We start from the raw sequence: 22,287 nt of genomic DNA on the forward strand, positions 1-22,287 counted from the left end.
GCGCCGTCGGGGATCATGGTGCGTTCGGCTCCCTCGAGCGCCGTACGCCATTCCGCGGAACCGTTCGCCCTGGCCGTCTCCGGTGAGCGAGCAGGCCACGGGTGCGGATCGGCGTCGCGTGTCCTCCTGTTCGGGTGCCGGACGGCCGGGGCCGAGTGCGACGTCCACCGGTCCGGGCGCCGCCGGGTTCAGGAAGCCGCACTCGGGATCGCAGCGGCCGGCACGGTCCGGGAGCGCGTCGAGGTGTTCCCGCGCCCCGCGCAGAGAGGAGAGGAACGACCTCAGCTCGGCGACGCGCTGTTCGGCATCCTCCAGGCGGACGGCGACACGTGGCCGCGGGCGAGCTGGGTTGCCAACGCCGGCTTCGCAGGCCAGATCGCGTTTGACCAGTTGTCGATCTTGGCGGTGCGTAGCCGTCCGTAGCGGGCTGTGGCGGTACTGATGCTGACTCCGGTCGGCGGTATCGACCTTGCGGACGCGCAGGTCACGCTGCTGCCTGCCGGATCAAAGGGTCGCCGTCGACTGGTGGTACAGGCGTCACGCGTCGCTGACCTGCGTGGAACGTGGCCATGTACCGCTCGTTGGGGCCCAGTGTTACGGCGAGGTGGGTACGTGCGGGGAGCGGAGCACGAGCAGGGTGATCTCGCTGGGGGCGAAGACGCGGAACGGCGGACCCCAGAAGCCGGTGCCGCGGCTGGTGTAGAGGAGGGTGCGGGGGCCGTGGTGGCTGAGGCCGGCGAGAGCGGGCTGGTCGATACGGGCGAGGTGGTGGAAGGGCCAGATCTGGCCGCCGTGGGTGTGGCCGGAGAGTTGGAGGTCGATGCCGGCGGCTGCTGCCCGGTCGATGAACTTGGGCTGGTGTGCCAGGAGCAGGACGGGGTGGTCGGGGTCGGCGCCGTGCAGGGCTCCGGCGAGGTGGGCGCGGTGGCCTGCCAGGCCGGAGGACTCGGCGGTGACGTCATCGACGCCGGCGACCACGAGGGTGTCGCCTCCGCGTTCGAGCAGCAGATGGCGGTTGCGTAGCGGCTCCCAGCCCAGCTCGTCCATCAGGTCGACCCAGCCCTGGGCCTCGCTGTAGTACTCGTGGTTGCCGGTGACGTAGACACGGGCCCGGGTGGCCCGCACGGTTCCGAGTGGGACGGCCTGGGCGCGGCGGCGTTCGGCTGTGCCGTCCGCGATGTCGCCGGTGTGGCAGACCAGGTCGGCCTCCAGGGTGTTCACCGTCTCGCACACCCGTGCCGACCAGCGGGCGCGATCGAGTGGGCCGTAGTGGGTGTCGGTGATGAGGACGACGCGGGTGCCGTCCAACCCGGCGCCCAGTCGCGGGAGTTGCACGTCGAGTCGGCGCACGCGTGGCACGCGGCGGGCCTCGGCGTACCCCCAGGCGAGCAGCACGGCGGTCACGCCGAGGACGGCCCAAGTGACGATTCGTGCCCGGTCCTGACTCCCGCCGACGCCGGCCATGGTCAGGGCGAGCCGCAAGAAGGCGCCGAGCAGAACGGACCAGGTGAACAGGACCCAGCTCGTTCCCAGCAGGGTGTCACCGACGATCGCCGCCCGGTCCTGCTGGCGCCGGCCGTGGCCGTGCACCATCGCGAGCGGCATCCCGACGAGGCCGAGGACGAACAGGGCGGTGCCGACCAGCGTGACGGGCAGCGGCCAGTGCTGGCCGGTGTACAGGAGCACCCAGCAGGGCACGGCCCACAGAAGTACGGGGGCGATCAGGGGGAGGTAGCGCATCAGGCGCTGCAGTCGGCTCTGCCTCGGAGCTTGCGCTGCGCTGTCCGCGGGTCGGGTGTCGCTGGTGTCGCTGGTGTCGGGCACGCTACCCCTCTCTGACCAGGCTGCCGTCTCGCGCACTGTATCCGGTCGCCCCCGGGACGGCCGGACCGCGTCATGGGCGCTGGCGCGGCCCCTGGGAGCGAGGGGTTCTCTGCGGGACGGCGAGTCTCCGCCGCAGACACGGTCTCTTGGCATGAGCCGCGATCAGGGCGCTACTGCCCGGCTTGGTGCTGGCGCCAGGGGAGCGTGCGCCGGCGGGACGATGGCCTGAGACGCCGCCAACGGAGGTGAAACGCCCGCAGGGCGGGGGCCGACGACGGGCCGGCTCGCGAGACCCTGGCAGCGATCATCTTCGTGGCCACCTCGGGCTGCGCTTGGCGACAGCTGCCGCCGGTGTTCGGCCCGGCCTGGCCCACGGTCGACCGGCGCTTCGCCCGGTGGAGCCGGGCCAGGGTCTGGGCCAGGCTGCACCGGGTCGTCCTCGACGAACTCGGAGCCGCGGTGAGCTGGACTGGTCGCGGTGCGCCATCGACTCGGTCAGCGTGCGGTCAGCACAAGGGGGCCACGGTTGTTGAGTGACAGTGTCCCGGCTCGCTGGACGCCGACGCCACCGCCGCCACGAACGCAGGGCCGAGCACTTCCTCGCCTTTGTCGGCATAGCCGCGGACCTCACCGGCTACCGCCGGCTCACAACGTGAGCGCCTGGGCGTGGGGCAGACCCGAGCCTCGGCATGCGCCATCTCCATGGCTGGCTAGGAACCTCGATCAGAGCCAGGAATCGGGCATGCGGCGCCTACGGTCACGATCCGGCACGGATCGGACCGATGCCCACCGACACGACCAAGACGAGATCAACGCCGGCCTCATCGTGAGCGTTAGGAGCCCAATGCACCCCGCGAAGCGAACTCTCAAGGTCCCGGAGCGTGCGCGGCGGAGAACGGGGTAGACGGCGCTTCGTCGGCCCGGGCCGACGATTCGTAGAGGTCGGCCGGCTGGGAGAGCAGATCATGACGACGACCGTGCACGCTGTCGCTGGGCACATCATGGGGTTGCCGGAGATAGCGGACCCGTCGAAGGTAGCGCCCCAGGATGCGCGGGAGTTGTCGAAGCTGTTCTTCGACCAGCTAGCGGTGCTGGAGGAAGGGACGCCCGAGTACCAGTACGCGCGCAACACGCTGATCGAGATGAACATGTCCCTCGTGCGCTACGCGGCCGGCCGGTTCCGCAGCCGTGGTCCGGGGGAGATGGAGGACATCGTCCAGGTCGGCATGATCGGTCTGATCAAGGCCATCGACCGGTTCGAGCTGACCCGTGAGGTCGAGTTCACCTCTTTCGCGGTGCCGTACATCGTCGGTGAGATGAAGCGGTTCTTCCGCGATACCTCCTGGGCCGTGCACGTGCCCCGGCGTCTGCAGGAGGCGCGTGCCCAGCTGACCCGCGCCACCGAGGAGCTGCGCGGCAGGCTGGGCCGCACGCCGACGACCAAGGAACTGTCCGAACTGATGTGCCTGCCGGAAGAGGAGATCCGCGAGGCCCGTCTGGCCTCCAACGGCTACAACTCCTCCTCCCTGGACGCGGCCATCAACACCGGCCAGGACGGCGAAGCGGTCCTGGCCGACTTCATCGGCGCCGACGACACCGCCCTCGAACTGGTCGAGGACTTCCACGCCCTGGCACCGATGATCGCCGAGCTCGACGAACGCGACCGGCGGATCCTTCACTGGCGTTTCGTCGAGGAACTCACACAGAAGGAGATCGGCGAACGCCTCGGCTGCTCGCAGATGCATGTCTCGCGCCTCGTCTCACGCCTTCTGGCCCGCCTGCGCGAAGGCATGCTCACCAGCGCTTGAGCGTCAGCGTGATCAGTCGCATGCGCGGCAGGGGCGGGATCCTGGCCGAGGAGGACAGGCAGTGGAGCAAGAGGTGGTACGGGCGGTGGGCTGGGCACGCTCGATCCCGATCAGTACCGGTCCCAAGGCGGCACGTGACTGGGCGCGCGAGCATCTGGAAACCCTCGGCTGGTCCGACAGCTCCTCACACACGGTGGGCGACGTCCTGCCGGCCATGTCGGAACTGGTGACCAACACCCACGCCGAGTGAGCGGACAACTGGCCGGCGACGGCTGAGGGGCAAGGATGACCAGCACTCAGGACATAGTGGAGCCCGCGGATCGCATGGGCCGCGGCAGGGCCGCTGATGAGCGGGCGGTGCGGATACGGCGCCGGCTGGAGCGCCTCATCGGCATCGCGGCCACCGACGGCAACGCACTGGTGGCCCTTCGCAACGGCGACGAGATCTTCCCGGCGATGCTCGACGCCATCCACTCCGCCGAGCACACGGTGGACATGATGACGTTCGTGTACTGGAAGGGCGCCATCGCTCGCGAGTTCGCGCACGCACTGGCGGCTCGGGCCCGAGCCGGGATCCGGGTGCGGCTGCTGCTGGACGGCTTCGGAAGCCGGCTGATCGACAAGGATCTGCTGGCGGAGATGGGCCGGGCGGGCGTGCAGGTGGCCTGGTTCCGCAAACCGCTGTACCTGTCGCCGCTCAAGCAGAATCACCGCTGCCACCGCAAGGTGCTGGTCGTGGACGAGCAGGTGGCGTTCACCGGCGGTGTGGGCATCGCTGAGGAGTGGTGCGGCGACGCCCGCAATCCACAGGAGTGGCGGGACACCCACGTCGAGGTACGCGGGCCGGCCGTGGACGGCATCGCGGCGGCGTTCGCGCAGAACTGGGCCGAATGTCACGACGAACTCTTCGACGACCACGACCGGTTCACCATCCACCGCCCGCAGGGCAACGCGGTGGTGCAGGTGGTGCGCGGTTCGGCCAGCTTCGGCTGGCAGGACATGCAGACTCTGATCCGAGTAGTCGTCGAGTCGGCCGAGGAGCGACTCCGGCTGGCCACCGCCTACTTCTCACCGGACGACTACTTCATCGAGCTGCTGTGCGCCGCCGCCCGCCGCGGGGTGGAGGTGGAGATCCTGCTGCCCGGACCACACACCGACAAGCGGGTCTGCCAACTGGCCGGACAGCACTTCTACGAGGATCTGCTCGCCTGCGGGGTCAAGATCTACCAGTACCAGCCGACCATGATGCACGCCAAGGTCATCACAGTGGACCGCACGGCATCCCTCGTCGGGTCGACCAACTTCAACCGGCGCTCCCTCGACCACGACGAGGAGGTGATGCTCGCCGTCCTGGACGATGATTTCACCGCCACGATCGATGCTCATTTCGAGGCGGACCTCGCTGCCAGTGAACGGATGCGGGCCGGGCAGTGGAAGAAGCGCTCCGCGCTCCAACGGGCCCGCGAAGCCGCCGTGCGGCCCATTCGGCGCTACCTTTGACGCTGGCCGGCGGCCGGTCGTATCAGAGTCGGGGCCTGCTGCCATGACAACGCCCCGACTCTGACAGCGTCCGAGCCTTCACTGCACCCGAATCAGGCGTACGGGGTCAGCCTGCTGGACCGCTCGCTGGTCGTGGTGCTGGGCCACGGCCCGTGCGGCCATGACATCGAGCGCGCCACGCCCAGTGTGCTGGCCGCAGCGCAGCGTTCAGTACTGCTCGGTCTCCACGAAACCCGCGTCCGCGTCGTTGCTCGAGCCGAAGGCGTCGGCGGCGGCGGTCGGGTCGAATCCGGGCGGGCTGTCCTTGAGGCCCAGGCCCATGCCGGCCAGCTTCGCCTTGACCTCGTCGATCGACTTCGCACCGAAGTTGCGGATGTCGAGCAGGTCCGCCTCGGAGCGAGCCATGAGCTCACCCACGGAGTGGACACCCTCACGCTTGAGGCAGTTGTACGACCGAACGGTGAGCTCCAGCTCCTCGATCGGCAGCGCCAGATCGGCGGCGAGCGCGGCGTCCGTCGGGGACGGACCCATGTCGATGCCCTCGGCGTCGATGTTGAGCTCACGGGCCAGACCGAACAGCTCGACCAAGGTCTTGCCGGCCGACGCCATCGCGTCACGCGGACGCATGGCCTGCTTGGTCTCGACGTCGACGATCAGCTTGTCGAAGTCGGTGCGCTGCTCGACACGCGTGGCCTCGACCTTGTACGTGACCTTGAGCACCGGCGAGTAGATCGAGTCGACCGGGATCCGGCCGATCTCCTGGCCGACCTGCTTGTTCTGCACGGCGGAGACATAGCCACGGCCACGCTCGACCGTCAGCTCCATCTCCAGCTTGCCCTTGCCGTTGAGCGTGGCGAGGACCAGGTCGGGGTTGTGCACCTCGACACCGGCCGGGGGCGCGATGTCGGCGGCGGTGACCAGACCAGGGCCCTGCTTGCGCAGGTACATCACGACCGGCTCGTCGTGCTCCGAGGAGACGACCAGCTGCTTGATGTTGAGGATCAGGTCGGTGACGTCCTCCTTGACGCCCGGCACGGTGGTGAACTCGTGCAGGACACCGTCGATCCGGATGGACGTGACCGCCGCACCCGGGATCGAGGACAGCAGGGTCCGGCGCAGAGAGTTGCCGAGGGTGTAACCGAAGCCCGGCTCCAGCGGCTCGATCACGAACCGGGAGCGGAACTCGTCGACGACCTCTTCGGCCAGGGATGGACGCTGAGCAATCAGCACGGGGTGTTGCCTCCAGTGGTTTCGCGCCCGCTATGTGGCGCCGTAGTCACCACGAAGAGTACGGGGCGAAGCGGTCTCCGCGAACGCCGAACCGCCCGTCGCCCTCTGGTGGGACGCGCAGGGGGCCGGTGCTGGGGGCGTCCGGGCTGTGCGTTGGTTCAGCTGGTCGGGCCGACGAGCACTCGGTGGAGCAGCTGCGTGAACGACGAGCACTCGGTGGAGCAGCTGCGTGAACTGGGACTGGGGCCGGGAGGCGGAGTCGGAGGCCTGTTGGCCGGCCAATGCCTGCGCTGCGAGCGGGTGGTGTCCCGTTGCGGTGGCCTTGATCCGGTGGGCGGCCTGGGCCTCTTGCCGGTCCGTGGGCGAGGTTCGCACTTGCAGTTCGGCTCGGGCGAACTGGGTCACGAGTGCGTTCAGCAGGCCGATGGCCTCCATCTTCGACTGCTCGGAGCGGGCCGCACGGGCGACCGCCGAGCGGATCGCCGACACCGGCATCCAGGACGCGCAGGCGCAAAGCCGCCAAATCGGCGCCCAGTGGCATGGCCCCGTGATCAGCGCGATCACCAAGCCCACCCTGGTGCTGCACGACGAAGCCCAGGCCACACCCACCGCCCCGCCGCAGGAACCGAGCACGGCTGGCGGGCTTCCGCGTCGGCGGCGCCGGAAGCCCACCATGGGCACCCGATGTGTCAGGCCTTGTCCTGCATGTCACGCCGTGCGGGATTGCCCTGCTCGGTGGCCTTCGGGTCCTTCTCGTCCGCCTTGGCGCGCACGCCCTGGGCGATGCGGTCGCCGATCGTCTTGTCGATGTTCGACCAGTACTCGAAGGCCCGTTTGAGGACGGGTTCCGAGACGCCGTTGAGGAGATGGCCGACGACGTTGTCGACCAGACGGTCGCGCGCGGCGTCGTCCAGGACCTCGCGCACCATGGTGCGGGGCTGGCCCCAGTCGTCGTCCTCGGGGTGGTTGACGTAGGCCGCACGGGTGATGGCGCCGTCGGCTTCCCAACTGGGCGGGGAGTGGCGTGCGGTGTCGGCCGCGGGACCGCCCTTGGAGTTGGGGGCGTACACCGGGTCGGTGGTCTTCCGGTACGCCATCGCGCCGTCTTTGGAGTAGGTGTGGACGTCCGCGACGGGGGCGTTCACCGGGAGCTGCTGGTAGTTGCCGCCGATCCGGTGGCGGTGCGCGTCCGCGTAGGAGAACAGCCGGGCCAGCAGCATGCGGTCCGGGCTGGGGCCGATGCCGGGGACAAGATTGTTGGGCTGGAAGGCCGCCTGCTCGATCTCCGCGTGGTTGTCGGTCGGGTTGCGGTCGAGCGTCATACGGCCGACCGGGATCAGCGGGTAGTCGCCGTGCGGCCACACCTTGGTGAGGTCGAAGGGGTTGAAGCGGTAGCTCGCGGCCTCCTCGTACGGCATCACCTGCACGTGCAGGGTCCAGCTGGGGAAGTCGCCGTCGCGGATGTGCTCGAAGAGGTCGCGTGTGTGGTAGTCCGTGTCGGCCGCCGCCATCTGGTCGGCCTCGTGCTGGGTGAAGAACTCGATGCCCTGGTCGGTCTTGAAGTGGTACTTCACCCAGAAGCGCTCGCCGGCGGCGTTGATCCACATGTAGGTGTGGGAGGTGTAGCCGTTCATGTGGCGCCAGGTCCGCGGGATGCCGCGGTCGCCCATCAGCCAGGTGACCTGGTGGGCGGACTCGGGGGAGAGCGTCCAGAAGTCCCACTGCATGTCGTGGTCGCGCAGGTTGTTGTCGGCGCGGCGTTTCTGGGAGCGGATGAAGTGCTGGAACTTCATCGGGTCCTTCACGAAGAACACCGGCGTGTTGTTGCCGACCATGTCGTAGTTGCCTTCGCTGGTGTAGAACTTCACCGCGAAGCCGCGCGGGTCGCGCCAGGTGTCCGGGCTGCCGCGCTCACCCGCGACGGTCGAGAAGCGGGTGACGAGGTCGGTGCGTGTCCCCGGCTGGAACACGGCTGCCTTCGTGTAGGCGCTCACGTCGTGGGTCACCTCGAAGTGGCCGAAAGCGCCGCTTCCCTTGGCGTGCGGCTGGCGCTCGGGGATCCGCTCCCGGTTGAACTGCGCCATCTGCTCGATCAGATAGGCGTCCTGCAGCAGGATCGGACCGGCAGGTCCCACGGTGAGCGAGTGCTCGTCGCTCTCGACCGGGGCACCGGAATCGGTCGTGGTGACAGGTGGGGTCTCCGTCATCAGTCTGCCTTTCGTCGTACGGAGCAGCGGCGTACCGGGCACGCTGCCCGCGCCCGGAGCCCGCCGGTCCCGTTCAGGCCAGGTGACCTTCATGGGCCGCCACAAACATCGCTTTCGCGACCAACGCGCGGATCTTCCAGAGCCACGTCGGCGCCATCATGCGGTGCGGGTACCGATCGGCTTGCCTGACGAGGCCGAAGACGCCCTCTCTCGCGGGCACCTCTTCGCCTGATGGAGGCGGATCCCGGCCGTCCGGCGCGGAATTCGAGTGGTACGACGGGCCATGGCGCCGGCCTCCGTGCCCGGCGACTTCAGGTTGGGGCCCCGCCCGGCGGTCGGATCAGCGGGGACGGTCGCCGGCGATGGCGACGCGTTCCGCGACGCGGCGCCGGGAGCCGTAGTCGTTGACTGCGTAGTGCTGGGTGGCGCGGTTGTCCCAGAACGCGATGTCGCCGGGCTGCCAGCGGAAACGCACCTGGTACTCCGGGACGTGCGCCTGCTGGAACAGCAGCCGCAGCAGCCGGTCGCTCTCGTCGCGGTCCAGACCCGTGATGCGGGTGGTGAACGAGGTGTTGACGAACAGCATGCGCCGGCCGGACTCGGGATGCGTGCGCACGACGGGGTGCTCCACGGGCGGGAACAGGTCCTGGAAGGGGGCGAGCCGGTCGGGGGCGTAGAAGCGGGCGAAGCCGGGGATGAAGTCGTGCACGGCACGGGCGTCGTCGACGCGGTCCTTCACCTCCTGGGGGAGGTTGTCGTAGGCGGCGGCCATGTCCGCCCACATCGTGTCGCCGCCGAACGGCGGCACCTCGCGCAGTTGCAGCACGGCACCGAGTGCGGGGCGCTCACGGAAGGTGACGTCGGTGTGCCAGACGTTCTCGAAGGTCGGGGTGGTGGCGCCGCTCCTGTCGAACCGGACCACGTCCTCGCTCGCACCGGCGGCCAGCAGCGGATTGGTCTCCAGCTCGCCCCAGTTGCGGGCGAAGGACCGCTGCTGGTCGCTGGTGAGGTGCTGGGAGCGGAAGAAGAGGACCTTCCACTCCAGCAGGGCGCGGTTCAGCTCATCGCGCAAGTGGGGTGTGAGCGGGCGCGAGAGGTCGACGCCCCTGATCTCGGCGCCGATCGTGCTGGCCTGCGGGACCACGTCGAACAGTTCGTAGGGCCGCTCCTCCCACCCGTCGGGCAGCCGGCGCAGGATGCGCGTGCCCTCGTAGATCCCGTCGCCCGGGATGCGTGCTTCGCGAAGAATGGCTGCCGGTCCGGCGGCCGTGGCGGTCATGGAGATGTCTCCTTGGGGCCTGTCCCGATCAGGAAAGGCGTGGACACGGACCTGATCAGGGGATGCGTGGATATGAACAAGGCGGGGCGACTGCCTGTGAGCGCAGGCTCCTCGGCCCGGGATGGCCCGGGACGGCTGTCGGCAGACGGCGGTTCGTGTCCTGCAACTCGGGGTCGAAAGACGCTCCGTGCCGTCTGCGGCGAAGGGCGCCGACGCGCTCGGGGTGTGCGGCGAGCAGAGGGCTCAGCGGCAGCCGGTCATCGACCGGAGCGCTCACACCCGGTTCGATCCGGGCAACAGAGGTGCGCCGGTGTCGAGTCGAACCAGGAGGTGGTCATGGGAGGAGTCTGTGATCTTCTCCTCCCCGCTGTCAATGCTGCCGGGCCCCGGCTTGTGGTTCCCGGGACCATCGGCCTGCCTCCCGGAGTCCAAGGAATTGCCGCACTGACATCGGTGAACCGCCGGCGATCCCACCAGCCATGAGAGGCGTGACGACATGACAGAACCGGCGCATGCCCCAGGAACCGCAGTTCGCTCGCCGTCAGCGGTGAGGTCATGTCGGCGACGAACACCACCGTGTCGGCCGAGGCGAGGAACCCCGTGGTCATCGCGGTGTGCTCGGGGAACACGCCCCCCACGCCCGGTGTGTCGACCAGAGTGACGCCGTCGGCCAGCTTCGGGTGGGGCAGCAGCACTTCGATGAGCTCGGCCCGGTGCCGGTTGCCCGGGTTCGAGCTCTCCGTCACGTAGTGCGCTATCTCGTCGAGAGGGATCGCCCGTGCCTCGGTCTCGCCGCCCGCGTCGCGCAACCGGGCCGTGGCCTGCGCCTGCGGATCCCAGCCGACCGTGGTGACCACGCTGGTGGTCTGCAGCACATCGACGGGGAGGAGGCCCTTCCGCTCCACCAGGGGCATTCACGAGACCGGACTTGCCGCGGTTGAACTCGCCGCGGACCACGACGACGATCCGGCCATCGGCGAGCCTGGGTGCCGCCTCGCGCAGACGAGACTCGGTCTCCGCCAGCGCCCGCTTGCCCGCCGCCGCGGCGAGGTGCTCCAACATGCGCGCAGTCCGGGCCGCCAGTGCGCCCGTATCGAGTCGTTCCATGCCGTCCTCCGCCTCGCGACACCCGCGGTCGTTCGCGACGACCACTGACATCTCTTGGATTCGGCATACGGCGGCTTTGTTCCCTGGCGCGGACCGGCCAGGCGCACAGCGCGCCAGGTGGGTCAGTGGTGCACGCCCCTAGACATCCGATCTATTCCCCGGCGACGATGTTCGCGCCCTCGACAGGTGTCGATGTGGCTGTCACTTCCTCCGCGAAAGAGCCGATGAATGGGCCGGGAGATCTCACCGTGATCAATGAATCCCAACCGCAGCGACGCAGCATTCTCAAGGCCGGCGGTGGCCTCGCCTTCGCGCCTCTGCTCGCCCAGTTGACCGGCGGAACTCCCCTGGGGCAGGCCGTTGCCGCAGGGGCCGACGCGCCGGCGGCCGTCCAGTGGCCGACCCTGTCTCGCGAGGCATTGACCTACTCCGTACCCGCCACGGACTGGCAGTCGCAGGCCCTGCCGATCGGCAACGGCCGGCTCGGCGCCATGCTCTTCGCCGATCCCTACGAGGAGCGCATCCAGTTCAACGAACAGAGCCTGTGGGGCGGCGTCAACGACTACGACAACGCCCTCGCGGGCAAACCGGACAGTGATTTCGACACCGGCATGACGGGGTTCGGCTCGTACCGGAACTTCGGCGACGTCGTCGTCACCTTCGCTCCCCGTGCGAGTCCGAAGGTCACGGCTCCGGGGGGACCGTACAGCAGCTCTTCCTCGGAGGGTGTCGACAAGACGTACGACGGTGACTCGGGCACCAAGTGGTGCATCGAGGGCCCCGGTTCGAAGGTGCGGTGGCAGGTCGAGCTTCCCGAACCCGTCGCGGTCGCGTCCTACCGTCTGACGAGTGCCAACGACGTGCCGCAGCGCGACCCGCAGGAGTGGACGTTCTCCGGTTCCGCCGACGGCGCCACCTGGACCACGCTCGACAGACGCACGCTGGAAGCGCCCTTCGAGAGTCGCTTCCAGACGAAGGAGTTCACCTGTGCTGCCGACCCCGCGGCCTACCGCTTCTACCGGTTCGACTTCGTCCCCGAGGCAGGCGTCAGCCACTTTCAGGTGAGCGAGATCGGTCTGTCCGGCGTCGACCTCGGCGCGGGCGGTGTGCTGTACCTGTCGTCGCCGAGCGGACACTCCAAGGGCTCCGGCGCCGGGACCCGGTCCCGGGCTACGGACCTCTCATGCTCAGTGGACGGCGATCCGGCCACGGTCTGGCGGGTCGACGCCCCCGCACCAGCGGTCGTATGGCAGGCCGAGCTGCCCCGCGCGGTCGTCATCACCTCGTACACGCTGACGGCGGCCCCGGACCGTCCGAAGGACGACCCCCGGCGATGGCGGCTCGAGGCGTCGCAGGACGGGACCGCCTGGACGACCCTCGACACGCAGAACCCCGGAGCGCCCTTCGCCGGCCGCGGCGAGACCCGGACGTTCCGGATCACCAACAGCACGGCCCACCGCGTCTACCGGCTCACCCTGACCCCCGGCGCGTCGTCCACCGGCTTCCAGATCGCGGGGATCGCGCTGGAAGGCAGGGGCTTCGACACGCGCGCACAGCGGACGGTCGTCGATTACCGGCGCACCCTCGACTTCGTCAAGGGACTGCACGTCACCCGCTTCGGGGCGCCGGGACGGCGCGTCCTGCGGGAGGCCTTCGCGAGCCGTTCCGCGGACGTCATGGTCTTCCGCTACACGTCGGACCGCGCCCGTGGACTCTCCGGAGCGATATCGCTGACGTCCGGACAGGACGACACGCCGACGACCGTCGACGCCGGCGCCCGCCGGATCGCCTTCAGCGGTGTCATGGGCAACGGCCTCAAGCACGCGTGCACCGTCCAGGCCGTACACACCGACGGCGACCTCCGCGCCGACGGATCGATGCTCCGCTTCAGCGGCTGCACCACCCTGACCCTGCTCCTGGACGCCCGCACCGACTACAGGCTCGACGCCGCCGCCGGGTGGCGCGGACCCGATCCGGAACCGGGCATCGCCAGGGCGCTCGGCAAGGCGGCCTCCCGGTCCTACGGCAAGCTGCGCGAGCAGCACATCGCCGAGACGCGCGCCCTCATGAACCGCGTCTCGGTCGACTGGGGCACCTCCGACACGGCCGTCGTCGCTCTGCCGACCGACGCCCGGCTGGCGCGCTACGCGGCGGGCGGGGCGGACCCGACACTCGAGCAGACGATGTTCGACTACGGCCGCTACCTGCTGGTCAGTTCCTCACGCCCGAACGGCCTGCCCGCCAACCTCCAGGGCCTGTGGAACGACAGCAACCAGCCGGCGTGGGCCTCCGACTACCACACCAACATCAACGTCCAGATGAACTACTGGGGAGCCGAGACGACGAACCTGCCGGAGTGCCACGAGGCACTCGTCCGGTTCATCGAGCAGGTGGCGGTACCCAGCCGTGTGGCGACCCGCAACGCCTTCGGCAAGGACACGCGCGGCTGGACCGCCCGCACCAGCCAGAGCGTCTTCGGCGGCAACGCGTGGGAGTGGAACACCGTCGCGAGCGCCTGGTACGCGCAACACCTGTACGAGCACTGGGCGTTCACCCAGGACCTGGGTTACCTCCGCACCCTCGCGTACCCGATGATCAAGGAGATCTGCGAGTTCTGGGAGGACCATCTCAAGGAGCGCGAGGACGGACTCCTCGTCGCACCGAACGGCTGGTCCCCCGAGCACGGGCCGCGCGAGGACGGAGTCATGTACGACCAGCAGATCATCTGGGACCTGTTCCAGAACTACCTCGACTGCGAGGAGGTGCTCAAGGCGGACCCCGCCTACCGTGCCAAGGTCGCGGACCTGCAGGCGCGCCTGGCGCCGAACAAGATAGGCAAGTGGGGCCAGTTGCAGGAGTGGCAGGAGGACATCGACAGCCCCACCGACATCCACCGCCACACATCACACCTCTTCGCGGTCTACCCGGGCCGCCAAATCACCCCGAAAACACCCGAGTTCGCGGCCGCCGCCCTCGTCTCCCTCAAGGCGCGATGCGGCGAGAAGGAAGGCGTCCCGTTCACGGCCGCGACGGTGTCGGGCGACAGCCGCCGCTCGTGGACCTGGCCTTGGCGGGCGGCCCTCTTCGCCCGACTGGGAGATGGGCATCGCGCCCGGATCATGCTGCGCGGACTGCTGACCTACAACACGCTGCCCAACCTGTTCTGCAACCACCCGCCCTTCCAGATGGACGGCAACCTCGGTATCTCGGGCGCCGTCGCCGAGATGCTTCTGCAGAGCCACGACGGCGTCATCCACCTGCTGCCCGCCCTGCCGGACGACTGGAAGGCCAAGGGCTCCTTCAGCGGACTCCGTGCCCGCGGCGGCTACGAGGTCGGCTGCGAGTGGCGCGACGGGAAGGTCACGTCGTACGCGATCACCGCCGACCGGGCGCGGAACCAGCGGAAGGTCACCGTGCGCGTGAACGGCATCGAGGAGAAGGTGAAGCCGAGCAGGCCCTGACGACACCAGGAGACGAGGGACGCGGGTGCCGTGAACTCCGGCACCCGCGTCCACTTCTGCTCGGCAGTCGGTCAGGGAGTCCGAGCCGTTTCGCCTACGGTGCGTCCACCACCGTGCCGTCGAGCACCGGGCCCTCCACTTCGCCGCGGTCGTCCTCCCAGCTGGAGATCCGCATCCGCAGTGACTCCTCTGGCTCGTTCACCCCGTCCACGACGGCGGGTACGGTCACCTCCGTGCTCAGCTGCCCCGCGGGTACGGTGATGTCCGGGTAGAACACCTCCACCTCGGACAGCGGCCGGGCTGGGCGCGGTGACTCGCCGGTGTTCTCCTCGAACCATTGCGGGTCGACGTCGGTGCTCGACAGTTCCGCGCCGCCCTCGACCGGCGCGAACGCGGCCTCGAGCCAGAGATCCGTGTCGGCGACCGCGGACTGCTCGATCCGCCACTTCAGGCTCCGGCCCTCGACGACCCGGCCCGCGACCGGCGTCGCCTTGAAGGTGGGCATCGGATCGTCGTCCTTCACGGTCAGGCCGCCGAAATGGTTGCCGACCACGGCGCCCCGGACGGTCTTCGCGAACACCTGGTGGGCCGTGCCGTAACTGAAGCGGGTGTTGCCGCGCACCTCGACAGGCACGTCGACGCTGCCGCCGGGCCGCACCGCCACCGACCGGGACGTGACCTCACGGGTCTCGGGGTCCGCGACGAAGAGCCTGATCTGGCCACTGCCCTGCCCGGAGAGCCGCACCGGCACCTTGTAGGTCCGGACTCCGGAGTCGCCCTCGTCAGCCGTCATCTGGCCGATGTCGACGCGGGGCAGCGCGACCGGGCGTACCGTCGCCATGCCAGGGCGCCAGCCCCAGGCGTCCATCAGCCACGCCTGTCCCGATCCGCTGCGCGGGGTCAGTGCCAGGGACTTCACCCGCTTCAGATCCAGCCCGGCCGCCGTCGCCGAGGTCAGCGGTACGCGTACCTCCTGACCCCAGTACGAGGCCGTCCGGTCGGAGCCGGGCAGTCCGTCGAGGCGGACGGCGCCGAGCGTCGCGTGCCGGCCCGCGGTGTCCGTGAGGGACACGTCCATGCGGGTGCCGGTGGTGTTCGGCGGCACGATGACCCGCAGGGCCAGCGACTTGGCTCCGCTCAGGGAGACCGGCCGTCCGGGCCGCACCCGGACCGCGGAACCCGGCGCCGACCAGTCGAGCGCCACGGCGTCGCGGCCCGGTTCCCGCTCCGTCTCCCACTCGGCGAAGTGCGGTGACCTGCCGGGGGTCCCGGGGTTCAGACAGGCGGTCGCGGGGTCGGGGTCCACCTGCGCGCACAACCGGCCGCCGTCCACGGTGACCGGGGCGTCCGGCAGGAACGCGGCGGTGCGACGGGCACCGACGGCGTGGGCGAGGACGCGCGCGGGACCCGCGGACGCCGCGCGGACGCCCGAGCCGTCCAGCAGCGGCCGGACCCGGTCGTCGCCCGCGACGAACAGCCGGGCCGCGGCGGCGATGTACGTCGAACCGGCGGCCTGCTGCCGCTCAGCCGTCAGCCGCGTCGCGGTCCCCGGCGTGCACACCGGGTCCGGCGCCTCCTCCTCGTCGTTCCAGAAGTCGTCCTCGGCCGGCGCCTCGGCCTGCCCCGGCGTCCACTCGGTGTTGAAGTAGTTGTGGTTGGCCCCGACCATGTAGACCGCGCTGTGCAGGGCGGCACCACGGCTCACGCCGCGTGTCCCGTCCACGTAGATCTCACCCTGCAGGTCGGACACGTCACCGTCGCAGCCCGGCAGGATCGTCATGGACGGCACATCGGGAGCCGGGTTCTGCCCGAAGACGGTGGGGCCGATGAGGACGTTCCCACGGATCTTCCAGCGCACCGGACCGCGGTAGCCGTCCTTGTCCGCGGGCGGCTTGGTGAGGCTGTCCATCGCGGCCCGGTTCACGCCCTCGCCGCCGCGCGAGTGACCGACCAGGAGCACGCGCGACAGGTCGGCCCGCGCGGCCTTCCGTACGACCGCGGGTGCCTTGGCCCGTTCGGCGCCCGACCAGTCGGCCCAGCGGGCGAGGTGCTGACGTACCAGGGAGGAGCGGGCCTGGGTTCCGGCGTCCTGTGCCGCGTGGTCCTGCCCGTTGATGCCGTTGGCGGATATGGACACCGTCACATACCCCTGAGACGCCAGGAGTTTCTGGTCGTGCAGATAGCCGCGGTAGCTGGGTATCGGCTTCGAGCCGGTGGGACAGGGCCACTCGCCGAGTGCCTCACCGTCCGCCCCTCCGGTGAAGCAGGTGGAGTGGCGGCCGTGCAGGAAGAGGGCCAGCGGCCGTTTGCCCTGGGCGCCGGCGGGTGCGGTGACGGTCGCGCGCATCTCCACCGGGGCCGGGAAGTCGGGCAGTTGCACCGACTTCAGCGTGTACTCGCCGCTGACCGTGCGGTACGGGCCGGGGACACCGGGGTCCACGGGGTTGGCCGGCGGCAGGGCCGACGGCTCCGACGGATCTGCGGGCCGCACCCGCTTCTCGGCGGACCGGCGCTTCGAGTCGGCCTTGACGCCGGCCTCGTCGAGGCGGCGCCCCGCGGCCCGCACCTGCAGGTCCGTCGCCGCCCCGAGCGTCACGCCTTCGAGGCCGAGGCGGAAGGTGTGCCCGTCCTTGCCGGCCGTGGGCCGGCCCAGGAGCCGGTCTCCGGAGTAGAACTCGACAGCGGCGTCGCCCATGGGTACGGGTCTGTTCGAGCGCCAGGTCAGCTGCTGGCCGGATCTCTTGCCGGTGATCCGCCAGCCGGCCGGCAGGCCACGGTCGGGGCCGGGGCCCGGGCCGGCGGATGGGGCGGACGGGGTGGGGTCGGCGGCCGGCTGGGCGTGCGCCAGTCCTGGCGACCCCACCACCACCGCGAACAAGGCCGCAGTGGCGACCAATGTGCGCCGAGCATGGATCAACGTGCTTCTCCTCCGGATCGGCTCCTGCGCCCGGACACCACAGGTGTCCCAGGTGTCCCGGGCGCCTCTTTCGTTCCTTAGGAGAAGATGAGAAAGAAGGGTCGTAGGGTTGCTCGAAATTGACCCCCTGCGGCATCAAATCGATCCATTCGCAGGGGAGTTGCCCGGCGTGCGGGCCGGGCGGGTCAGGACAGGATCTCGATGTACCCGTCGGTTCCGTGCACACGGATCCGCTGTCCGTCCCGGATCAGCCGGGTGGCCTGCTCCACGCCCACGACGGCCGGCAAACCGTACTCCCGGGCGATCACCGCGCCATGGGTCATCAAGCCGCCCACCTCCGTCACCAGCCCCGCGATTCCGACGAACAGCGGCGACCAGCTGGGGTCCGTGAAGGCCGTGACCAGGATGTCGCCCGCCTCGAGATCGGCATCCGCCATGTCAAGGATGACCCGGGCCCTTCCTTCGATGGTCCCGGCGGAGACCGGCAGGCCGATCAGGGCGCCGTCCGGCACGTCGTCACGCCGGTACGCCCCGCTGAGGGCCTCACCGTCCGATGTGAGCACCCGGGGCGGTGTGAGCGCGTGGTACGACCGGAACGCTTCCTTGCGCTGCTCGATGAGCCGGCCGTCCACCTGGTTCGAGCGCACGGCGTCGTGGAACTCCTGGAACGTGAGGTAGAAGACGTCCTCCTGCGCGGGAAGCACGTTGGCCCGCACGAGGCGCTCGGCCTCCGCCAGCAGGGCCCGCTTGTAGACGAAGGAGCGGCTGACGATGCCGTACTTCGGGTACTCCCGGTACCCGATGAAGGTTCTGACCCGGTCGATCATCCGCTTGGCCTCGCCGGCTTTCCGCTCCCCGTCCGGCAGGGCCCGCAAGCGCGACAGCACGTCCTGTTCCTTCTTCCGCGCCTTCTGCCGGCCTTCCTCGAAACGCCGCTCGGCGGCACCGGGCTCGAAGTTCCTGACGTTGTCGAGGATCACGGGCACGATCGTGGCGGGACGCTCGCGCCAACGCGGCCTCGTGATGTCGATCTCGCCGACGCAGCGCATGCCGTACCGGTCGAGGTAGGCCTCGATGGCGTCGCGCGCTTCGGTCCCGCCCGCGAGCTTCGGCAACTCGTCCAGGAAGGCCGCGTCCTCGACGTGCTCGACGCCCTGCAGAAACGCCACCAGATCCGGATACGGGCGGATCACGTCCGCGACGTCGAGCAGCGCCAGTCCCATCTCCGACGTGACGTTGTCGGGGGCGGACAGCGTGAGCGTGTCAGCCGCGTTCTTCTCGCCCAGCCACTCCTGCAGCTTGTCGTTGAGCCACCACGTGGCCTCCATCCCCGCCATGATCGCCTGCATGCTCAGCGGATCACTGAGGACTCGCTTGTGCTCCTCGAACGCCTCCAGCAGGAAGTCGAACAGCGCCGGTCCGCTCTTCGTCCGGATGTCCCGCTCCAGGGCGGCGACGGACGCCTGGCTGCGCTCGATCAGCTCGGTGACGACGGCGGGATCGGTCTCGATCGGGGCGGACGCGCCGCCGGCCGGCGGCCCGCCGGGACCCGCGTCCGGGAGCGACGGGACGAAGCCGTCGCGGTCGAGGACGGTCTCCAGAGCGTCCCTGGTCAGCGGATCGCCTTTCCCGATGACGTCCAGGAGGCCGGCGCGGCTCGCGGGCGAGGCCAGGCGCCGGGTGACGTCGACGAACAGCCTCCCGGCGGCCTCCTGCATCGGCACCATCGCCATCAGCTGCCACATGGAGAGCCCCAGGGGCTTCATGGGGTCGGTCATCATCTGCTGATGACCGACGGAGACGTAGACGTGGTTCTCCTGGTCGCCGGTCTCGGGGACGGGGACGGGGACGGGGAACAGCGTCGTGATCGGCCGGCTCTGCACGATCTGGAAGTCATCGTCGACCAGGCACCATTCGATGTCCTGCGGGCGCCCGAAGTGTGCTTCGATCGACCGCCCGAGCTGCACGAGCCGCACGACCTGCGCATCCGTCAGCGCCGGCTGCTCCTGCCGCTGCGCGTCGATCGCCACTTCCCGCGTGCCGCCGGCCGACAGGGCCTGAATGGCACGCTCCTTGGCGGCGATCGTCCTGGCGACGACTTCGCCGTCCCGCACCTTGAAGACGTCCGGGTTCACCAGGCCGGAGACCAGGGCCTCACCGAGGCCGAAGCCGGCGTCCACGGTGGCGACCTTCCGGTTGCCCGTGACGGGGTCGGCCGTGAACAGGATGCCGGACGCATGCGGGAAGGCCATGCGCTGCACGACCACGGCCATGTGGACCGTACGGTGGTCGATGCCGTTCCGCTGGCGGTAGGTCACGGCTCGCTCGGTGAACAGCGAGGCCCAGCACCGGCTGATGTGCTGGAGGATCGCCGTCGGCCCCACGACGTTCAGGTACGTGTCCTGCTGGCCGGCGAAGGAGGCCGTCGGCAGGTCCTCCGCCGTCGCGCTGGATCGGACGGCGCAGGCGGACTGCTCGCCGAGCCGGGCGAGTGTGCCGGTGATCGCCGCCGTGAGCTCGACCGGGATGGCGATCCCTTCGATGGTCCGACGGATCTCCGCGCTGAGTGCGCGGATCGCCTCCCGGTCGTCGGGGTTCACGCGCGACAACTGATCGAGCCGATCGTCGATCGACGGCGCTTCCGCCATGATCCGCCGGAAGGCGTCCGTCGTCACGCAGAAGCCGCCCGGCACGCGGATGCCTTCGATCCGCGACAGCCTGCCCAAGTGCGCGCCCTTGCCGCCTACGACCGCGACCTGTGCCTCGTCGACCTCCTGAAGGTCCCGCACGTACTGCTCGATCATCGCGATACCTCCGAGGCGGTCGTGTCCCGTTCCACTGCACTCGCCGATCGAATCACCGCGTCCCCCATACATCGACAACACGCGCACACCGTGCTCCCCATATCCGCAGGTTGTGGCCTCGGCGGACGATTCTGTGCCACCCCCCGGGTCTTGCCGCAAGCCCCCCGGTGCGCTATACGTTGAGAGTGGCAAGGAGAGAGTTCTCCTTGCCTTTGCCTTTTTCCGCCCGCTGGAACCGACGCTCTGGGGCGTGTGTACGCCGGGTTGTCGGATGTGGACGGCTCGACGCACCGGCTGCTGACGCCTCGTTGGGAGGCAGCCGAGCGGCGCCGACTGACTGAGTGGGGCTGCCCAACAAGCCGGGTCGTCGCGTGGGCGCGAGGCCGGGCGTTCGCCCGGGTCTACGACGAGATCACGGAGGCGGATCGCGCCTGGGTGAAGGAGCATCATGGCGGTCCCGCGCTACTGCGTTGCGACGTTGTCCGCGCAGAGCGCCGACGCTGATTGACGGATTCATCTCCATTCCCACTGGGCAGTGGGCCAGAGAATGTCATGAGCACGACTGCCTTTCCCCACAAGGAGGTCGATCATGCACGTCCGTACGCTGACCGGTGGCCTGGCCGCTGCCTTGGTGGTGTCCTTCTCTCTGGCCGGTGGCCAGGCTGTGGCCGCTTCCCCCGATGCGGAGAGTGCTTCACTCGCCGCCCGTGTTCTCATCTACGACGCCAGTGGCTCCGCGGAGTTCAGGAGCGCGGTCGACCGGGGCGCGGCGATCTGGAACGAGAGTCTCGACGCCGTCGAGCTGCGGCCGGCCACCGCCGGGCAACGCGCGAACATACGGGTCCTCGCGGACAACGGCTGGCCGCGTGCCCTGCCCACCACCCTGGGCAACGGAACCGTCTACATCGGGCGGCAGGCCGTGGACCAGGGCTACAACACGATTCGCATCTCCGCCCACGAACTCGGGCACATCCTGGGCCTGCCCGATCGCAAGCCCGGACCGTGCTCGAGTCTGATGTCCGGCTCCACCGCGGGCACCGCGTGCACGAACCCGTATCCGAACGCGGCGGAGAAGGCAGAGGTCGAGGGGAACTTCGGCGGCGCGCTCGCCGGGCCGGCCCCGGCGGCACGTGCCGAGGTGATCGTGGACTGAAGCCTGCCGCACCACCCGTCGGACTCACAGCCGAACGCCCGCCTGCGTACCTGGGGCGGGCGTTCGCGCGTCCAGCATCCTCAGCCTTCAGCTGGGCTGCTCCGCGACCCCGACGTCCTGCCGTACGCAGCCGTGCCCCGTCACACCGTCAGTTCCAGCGCGCTGCCGATGGGCAGCCAGCGGAACCGTGCGCGGATGTCGGCGGGGGCCCGTGCGAGTTCCGCCTCGATGGCGCGTCGGCCTTCGTGGAAGTGTGTCCATCCCTCGTAGTGGACGGGCAGTGCGGTGTGCGGGCGCAGCAGGCGGCACACTTCCATCGCCTGCGACGCCGTCATCGTGTAGCGGACGGGGCCGGTCAAAGGGAAGCGCACGCCGCCCGAGTGGAGCAGCGCGGTACCGACGGACAGGCGGTGCGCCAGCTCGCGTACGCCGGCGTGGAGGACGGTGTCCCCGGAGATCCACAGTGCACCATGTCGCTGGCCCTCCCAGCGCAGGGCGAATCCGGTCACGTCTCCGACGAGCGGACGGGACAGGGGCGGGCCGTGGCGGGCGGGGGTGGCGGTGACCTCGATGGTGGGGAGGCCGGGGCGTTCCAGGCGCCATGTCTGCCAGGGGGCGAGGCCGTGGGCGTTGCCGCCCAGGCGGCGTGCGCCGGACGGCGTGGTCAGTACGACGCGAGCCCCCGGCAGCAGGGCGCGCCCGGCGGCGTCCAGGTTGTCGGCGTGGTGGTCGTGGGTCAGCAGTACCGCGTCCAGTGGCGGGAGTTCGGACGGCTCGACCGCCGGGCCCGACATCTTGCGCGAGGAGGTGCTCCAGCCGAAGGAGTAGCGGTGGCCGGGAGGGTCGAAGGTCGGGTCCGTCAGCAGGCGCCATCCCGCCGCCCCGATCAGCGTGGTCGGGCCGCCGATGTGGGTGATGCGGGCCTCACTCATGGGCGGAGTCCATCCCTACTTCCGGAGGCCGGGGCCAGGAGTCCGGGGCGGCCGGTCGCCGCCCC

At 69.8% G+C, this 22,287-nt stretch carries 13 protein-coding genes and 1 pseudogene; 6 read left to right on the forward strand and 8 right to left on the reverse strand.

Annotation, left to right across the window (positions count from 1 at the left end):
* Window positions 1–594 precede the first annotated feature (594 nt).
* The gene (locus ACZ58V_RS22465; RefSeq protein ID WP_471291648.1) at window positions 595–1,824 is read right to left on the reverse strand and encodes a metallophosphoesterase; all 1,230 of its coding nucleotides are present in this window, start codon (window positions 1,822–1,824) and stop codon (window positions 595–597) included.
* Window positions 1,825–2,057: 233 nt separating this feature from the next.
* Between ACZ58V_RS22465 and ACZ58V_RS22470 the strand changes: the two are divergent.
* From ACZ58V_RS22470 to ACZ58V_RS22485, 4 genes and pseudogenes are all read left to right on the forward strand, one after another.
* Window positions 2,058–2,342: pseudogene (locus ACZ58V_RS22470) on the forward strand (transposase); the annotation flags it as partial.
* 447 nt (window positions 2,343–2,789) lie between these two features.
* The gene (locus tag ACZ58V_RS22475) at window positions 2,790–3,632 is read left to right on the forward strand and encodes an RNA polymerase sigma factor SigF (protein WP_471291650.1); all 843 of its coding nucleotides are present in this window, start codon (window positions 2,790–2,792) and stop codon (window positions 3,630–3,632) included.
* A 61-nt stretch (window positions 3,633–3,693) separates the two neighbouring features.
* Entirely contained in the window at window positions 3,694–3,882 is a 189-nt protein-coding gene (locus tag ACZ58V_RS22480; RefSeq protein WP_471291652.1) for a hypothetical protein, read from the forward strand.
* Window positions 3,883–3,956: 74 nt separating this feature from the next.
* A complete protein-coding gene (locus ACZ58V_RS22485; RefSeq protein WP_471291782.1) occupies window positions 3,957–5,132 on the forward strand; it encodes a phospholipase D-like domain-containing protein in 1,176 nt (391 codons plus the stop codon).
* Window positions 5,133–5,339: 207 nt separating this feature from the next.
* On the opposite strand, the gene ACZ58V_RS22490 is transcribed toward ACZ58V_RS22485, so the two are convergent.
* The 4 genes from ACZ58V_RS22490 to ACZ58V_RS22505 form a co-directional block, all read right to left on the reverse strand.
* Window positions 5,340–6,362 carry a DNA-directed RNA polymerase subunit alpha gene (locus ACZ58V_RS22490; RefSeq protein WP_468198312.1) on the reverse strand — a complete coding sequence of 341 codons (1,023 nt, stop codon included), beginning with the start codon at window positions 6,360–6,362 and terminating at the stop codon, window positions 5,340–5,342.
* 689 nt (window positions 6,363–7,051) lie between these two features.
* On the reverse strand, window positions 7,052–8,569 hold the full coding sequence (locus tag ACZ58V_RS22495) for a catalase (protein WP_468198316.1): 1,518 nt from the start codon (window positions 8,567–8,569) through the stop codon (window positions 7,052–7,054).
* A 340-nt stretch (window positions 8,570–8,909) separates the two neighbouring features.
* Window positions 8,910–9,848, reverse strand: coding sequence for a TauD/TfdA dioxygenase family protein (locus ACZ58V_RS22500; RefSeq protein WP_468198318.1), 939 nt, complete (start codon window positions 9,846–9,848; stop codon window positions 8,910–8,912).
* Window positions 9,849–10,105: 257 nt separating this feature from the next.
* Entirely contained in the window at window positions 10,106–10,762 is a 657-nt protein-coding gene (locus ACZ58V_RS22505; RefSeq protein ID WP_471291654.1) for a dynamin family protein, read from the reverse strand.
* A 441-nt stretch (window positions 10,763–11,203) separates the two neighbouring features.
* Here ACZ58V_RS22505 and ACZ58V_RS22510 point away from each other — a divergent pair, with 441 nt between their 5' ends.
* The gene (locus tag ACZ58V_RS22510; RefSeq protein WP_471291656.1) at window positions 11,204–14,416 is read left to right on the forward strand and encodes a glycosyl hydrolase family 95 catalytic domain-containing protein; all 3,213 of its coding nucleotides are present in this window, start codon (window positions 11,204–11,206) and stop codon (window positions 14,414–14,416) included.
* A 94-nt stretch (window positions 14,417–14,510) separates the two neighbouring features.
* On the opposite strand, the gene ACZ58V_RS22515 is transcribed toward ACZ58V_RS22510, so the two are convergent.
* Together ACZ58V_RS22515 and rph are read right to left on the reverse strand one after the other, a co-directional pair.
* Window positions 14,511–17,333 (reverse strand): alpha/beta hydrolase, encoded by a 2,823-nt coding sequence (locus ACZ58V_RS22515; RefSeq protein ID WP_471291658.1) that lies wholly within the window; start codon window positions 17,331–17,333, stop codon window positions 14,511–14,513.
* Between the two features lie 185 nt (window positions 17,334–17,518).
* The gene (gene rph, locus ACZ58V_RS22520; RefSeq protein ID WP_471291660.1) at window positions 17,519–20,137 is read right to left on the reverse strand and encodes a rifamycin-inactivating phosphotransferase; all 2,619 of its coding nucleotides are present in this window, start codon (window positions 20,135–20,137) and stop codon (window positions 17,519–17,521) included.
* Window positions 20,138–20,726: 589 nt separating this feature from the next.
* Between rph and ACZ58V_RS22525 the strand changes: the two genes are divergently transcribed.
* Window positions 20,727–21,290, forward strand: coding sequence for a snapalysin family zinc-dependent metalloprotease (locus ACZ58V_RS22525; RefSeq protein WP_471291662.1), 564 nt, complete (start codon window positions 20,727–20,729; stop codon window positions 21,288–21,290).
* A 140-nt stretch (window positions 21,291–21,430) separates the two neighbouring features.
* On the opposite strand, the gene ACZ58V_RS22530 is transcribed toward ACZ58V_RS22525, so the two are convergent.
* The gene (locus ACZ58V_RS22530; RefSeq protein WP_471291664.1) at window positions 21,431–22,222 is read right to left on the reverse strand and encodes an MBL fold metallo-hydrolase; all 792 of its coding nucleotides are present in this window, start codon (window positions 22,220–22,222) and stop codon (window positions 21,431–21,433) included.
* Between the last annotated feature and the right edge of the window lie 65 nt (window positions 22,223–22,287).

Source organism: Streptomyces sp. NPDC040589 (assembly GCF_055594445.1).

Bases quoted from the DNA above. Each gene is read 5' to 3' on its own strand.
- ACZ58V_RS22475 (WP_471291650.1), top strand. From the start codon at position 2,790: ATGACGACGACCGTGCACGCTGTCGCTGGGCACATCATGGGGTTGCCG.
- ACZ58V_RS22485 (WP_471291782.1), top strand. From the start codon at position 3,957: ATGGGCCGCGGCAGGGCCGCTGATGAGCGGGCGGTGCGGATACGGCGC.
- ACZ58V_RS22495 (WP_468198316.1), bottom strand. From the start codon at position 8,569: ATGACGGAGACCCCACCTGTCACCACGACCGATTCCGGTGCCCCGGTC.
- ACZ58V_RS22500 (WP_468198318.1), bottom strand. From the start codon at position 9,848: ATGACCGCCACGGCCGCCGGACCGGCAGCCATTCTTCGCGAAGCACGC.
- ACZ58V_RS22505 (WP_471291654.1), bottom strand. From the start codon at position 10,762: ATGCCCCTGGTGGAGCGGAAGGGCCTCCTCCCCGTCGATGTGCTGCAG.
- rph (WP_471291660.1), bottom strand. From the start codon at position 20,137: ATGATCGAGCAGTACGTGCGGGACCTTCAGGAGGTCGACGAGGCACAG.
- ACZ58V_RS22525 (WP_471291662.1), top strand. From the start codon at position 20,727: ATGCACGTCCGTACGCTGACCGGTGGCCTGGCCGCTGCCTTGGTGGTG.
- ACZ58V_RS22530 (WP_471291664.1), bottom strand. From the start codon at position 22,222: ATGAGTGAGGCCCGCATCACCCACATCGGCGGCCCGACCACGCTGATC.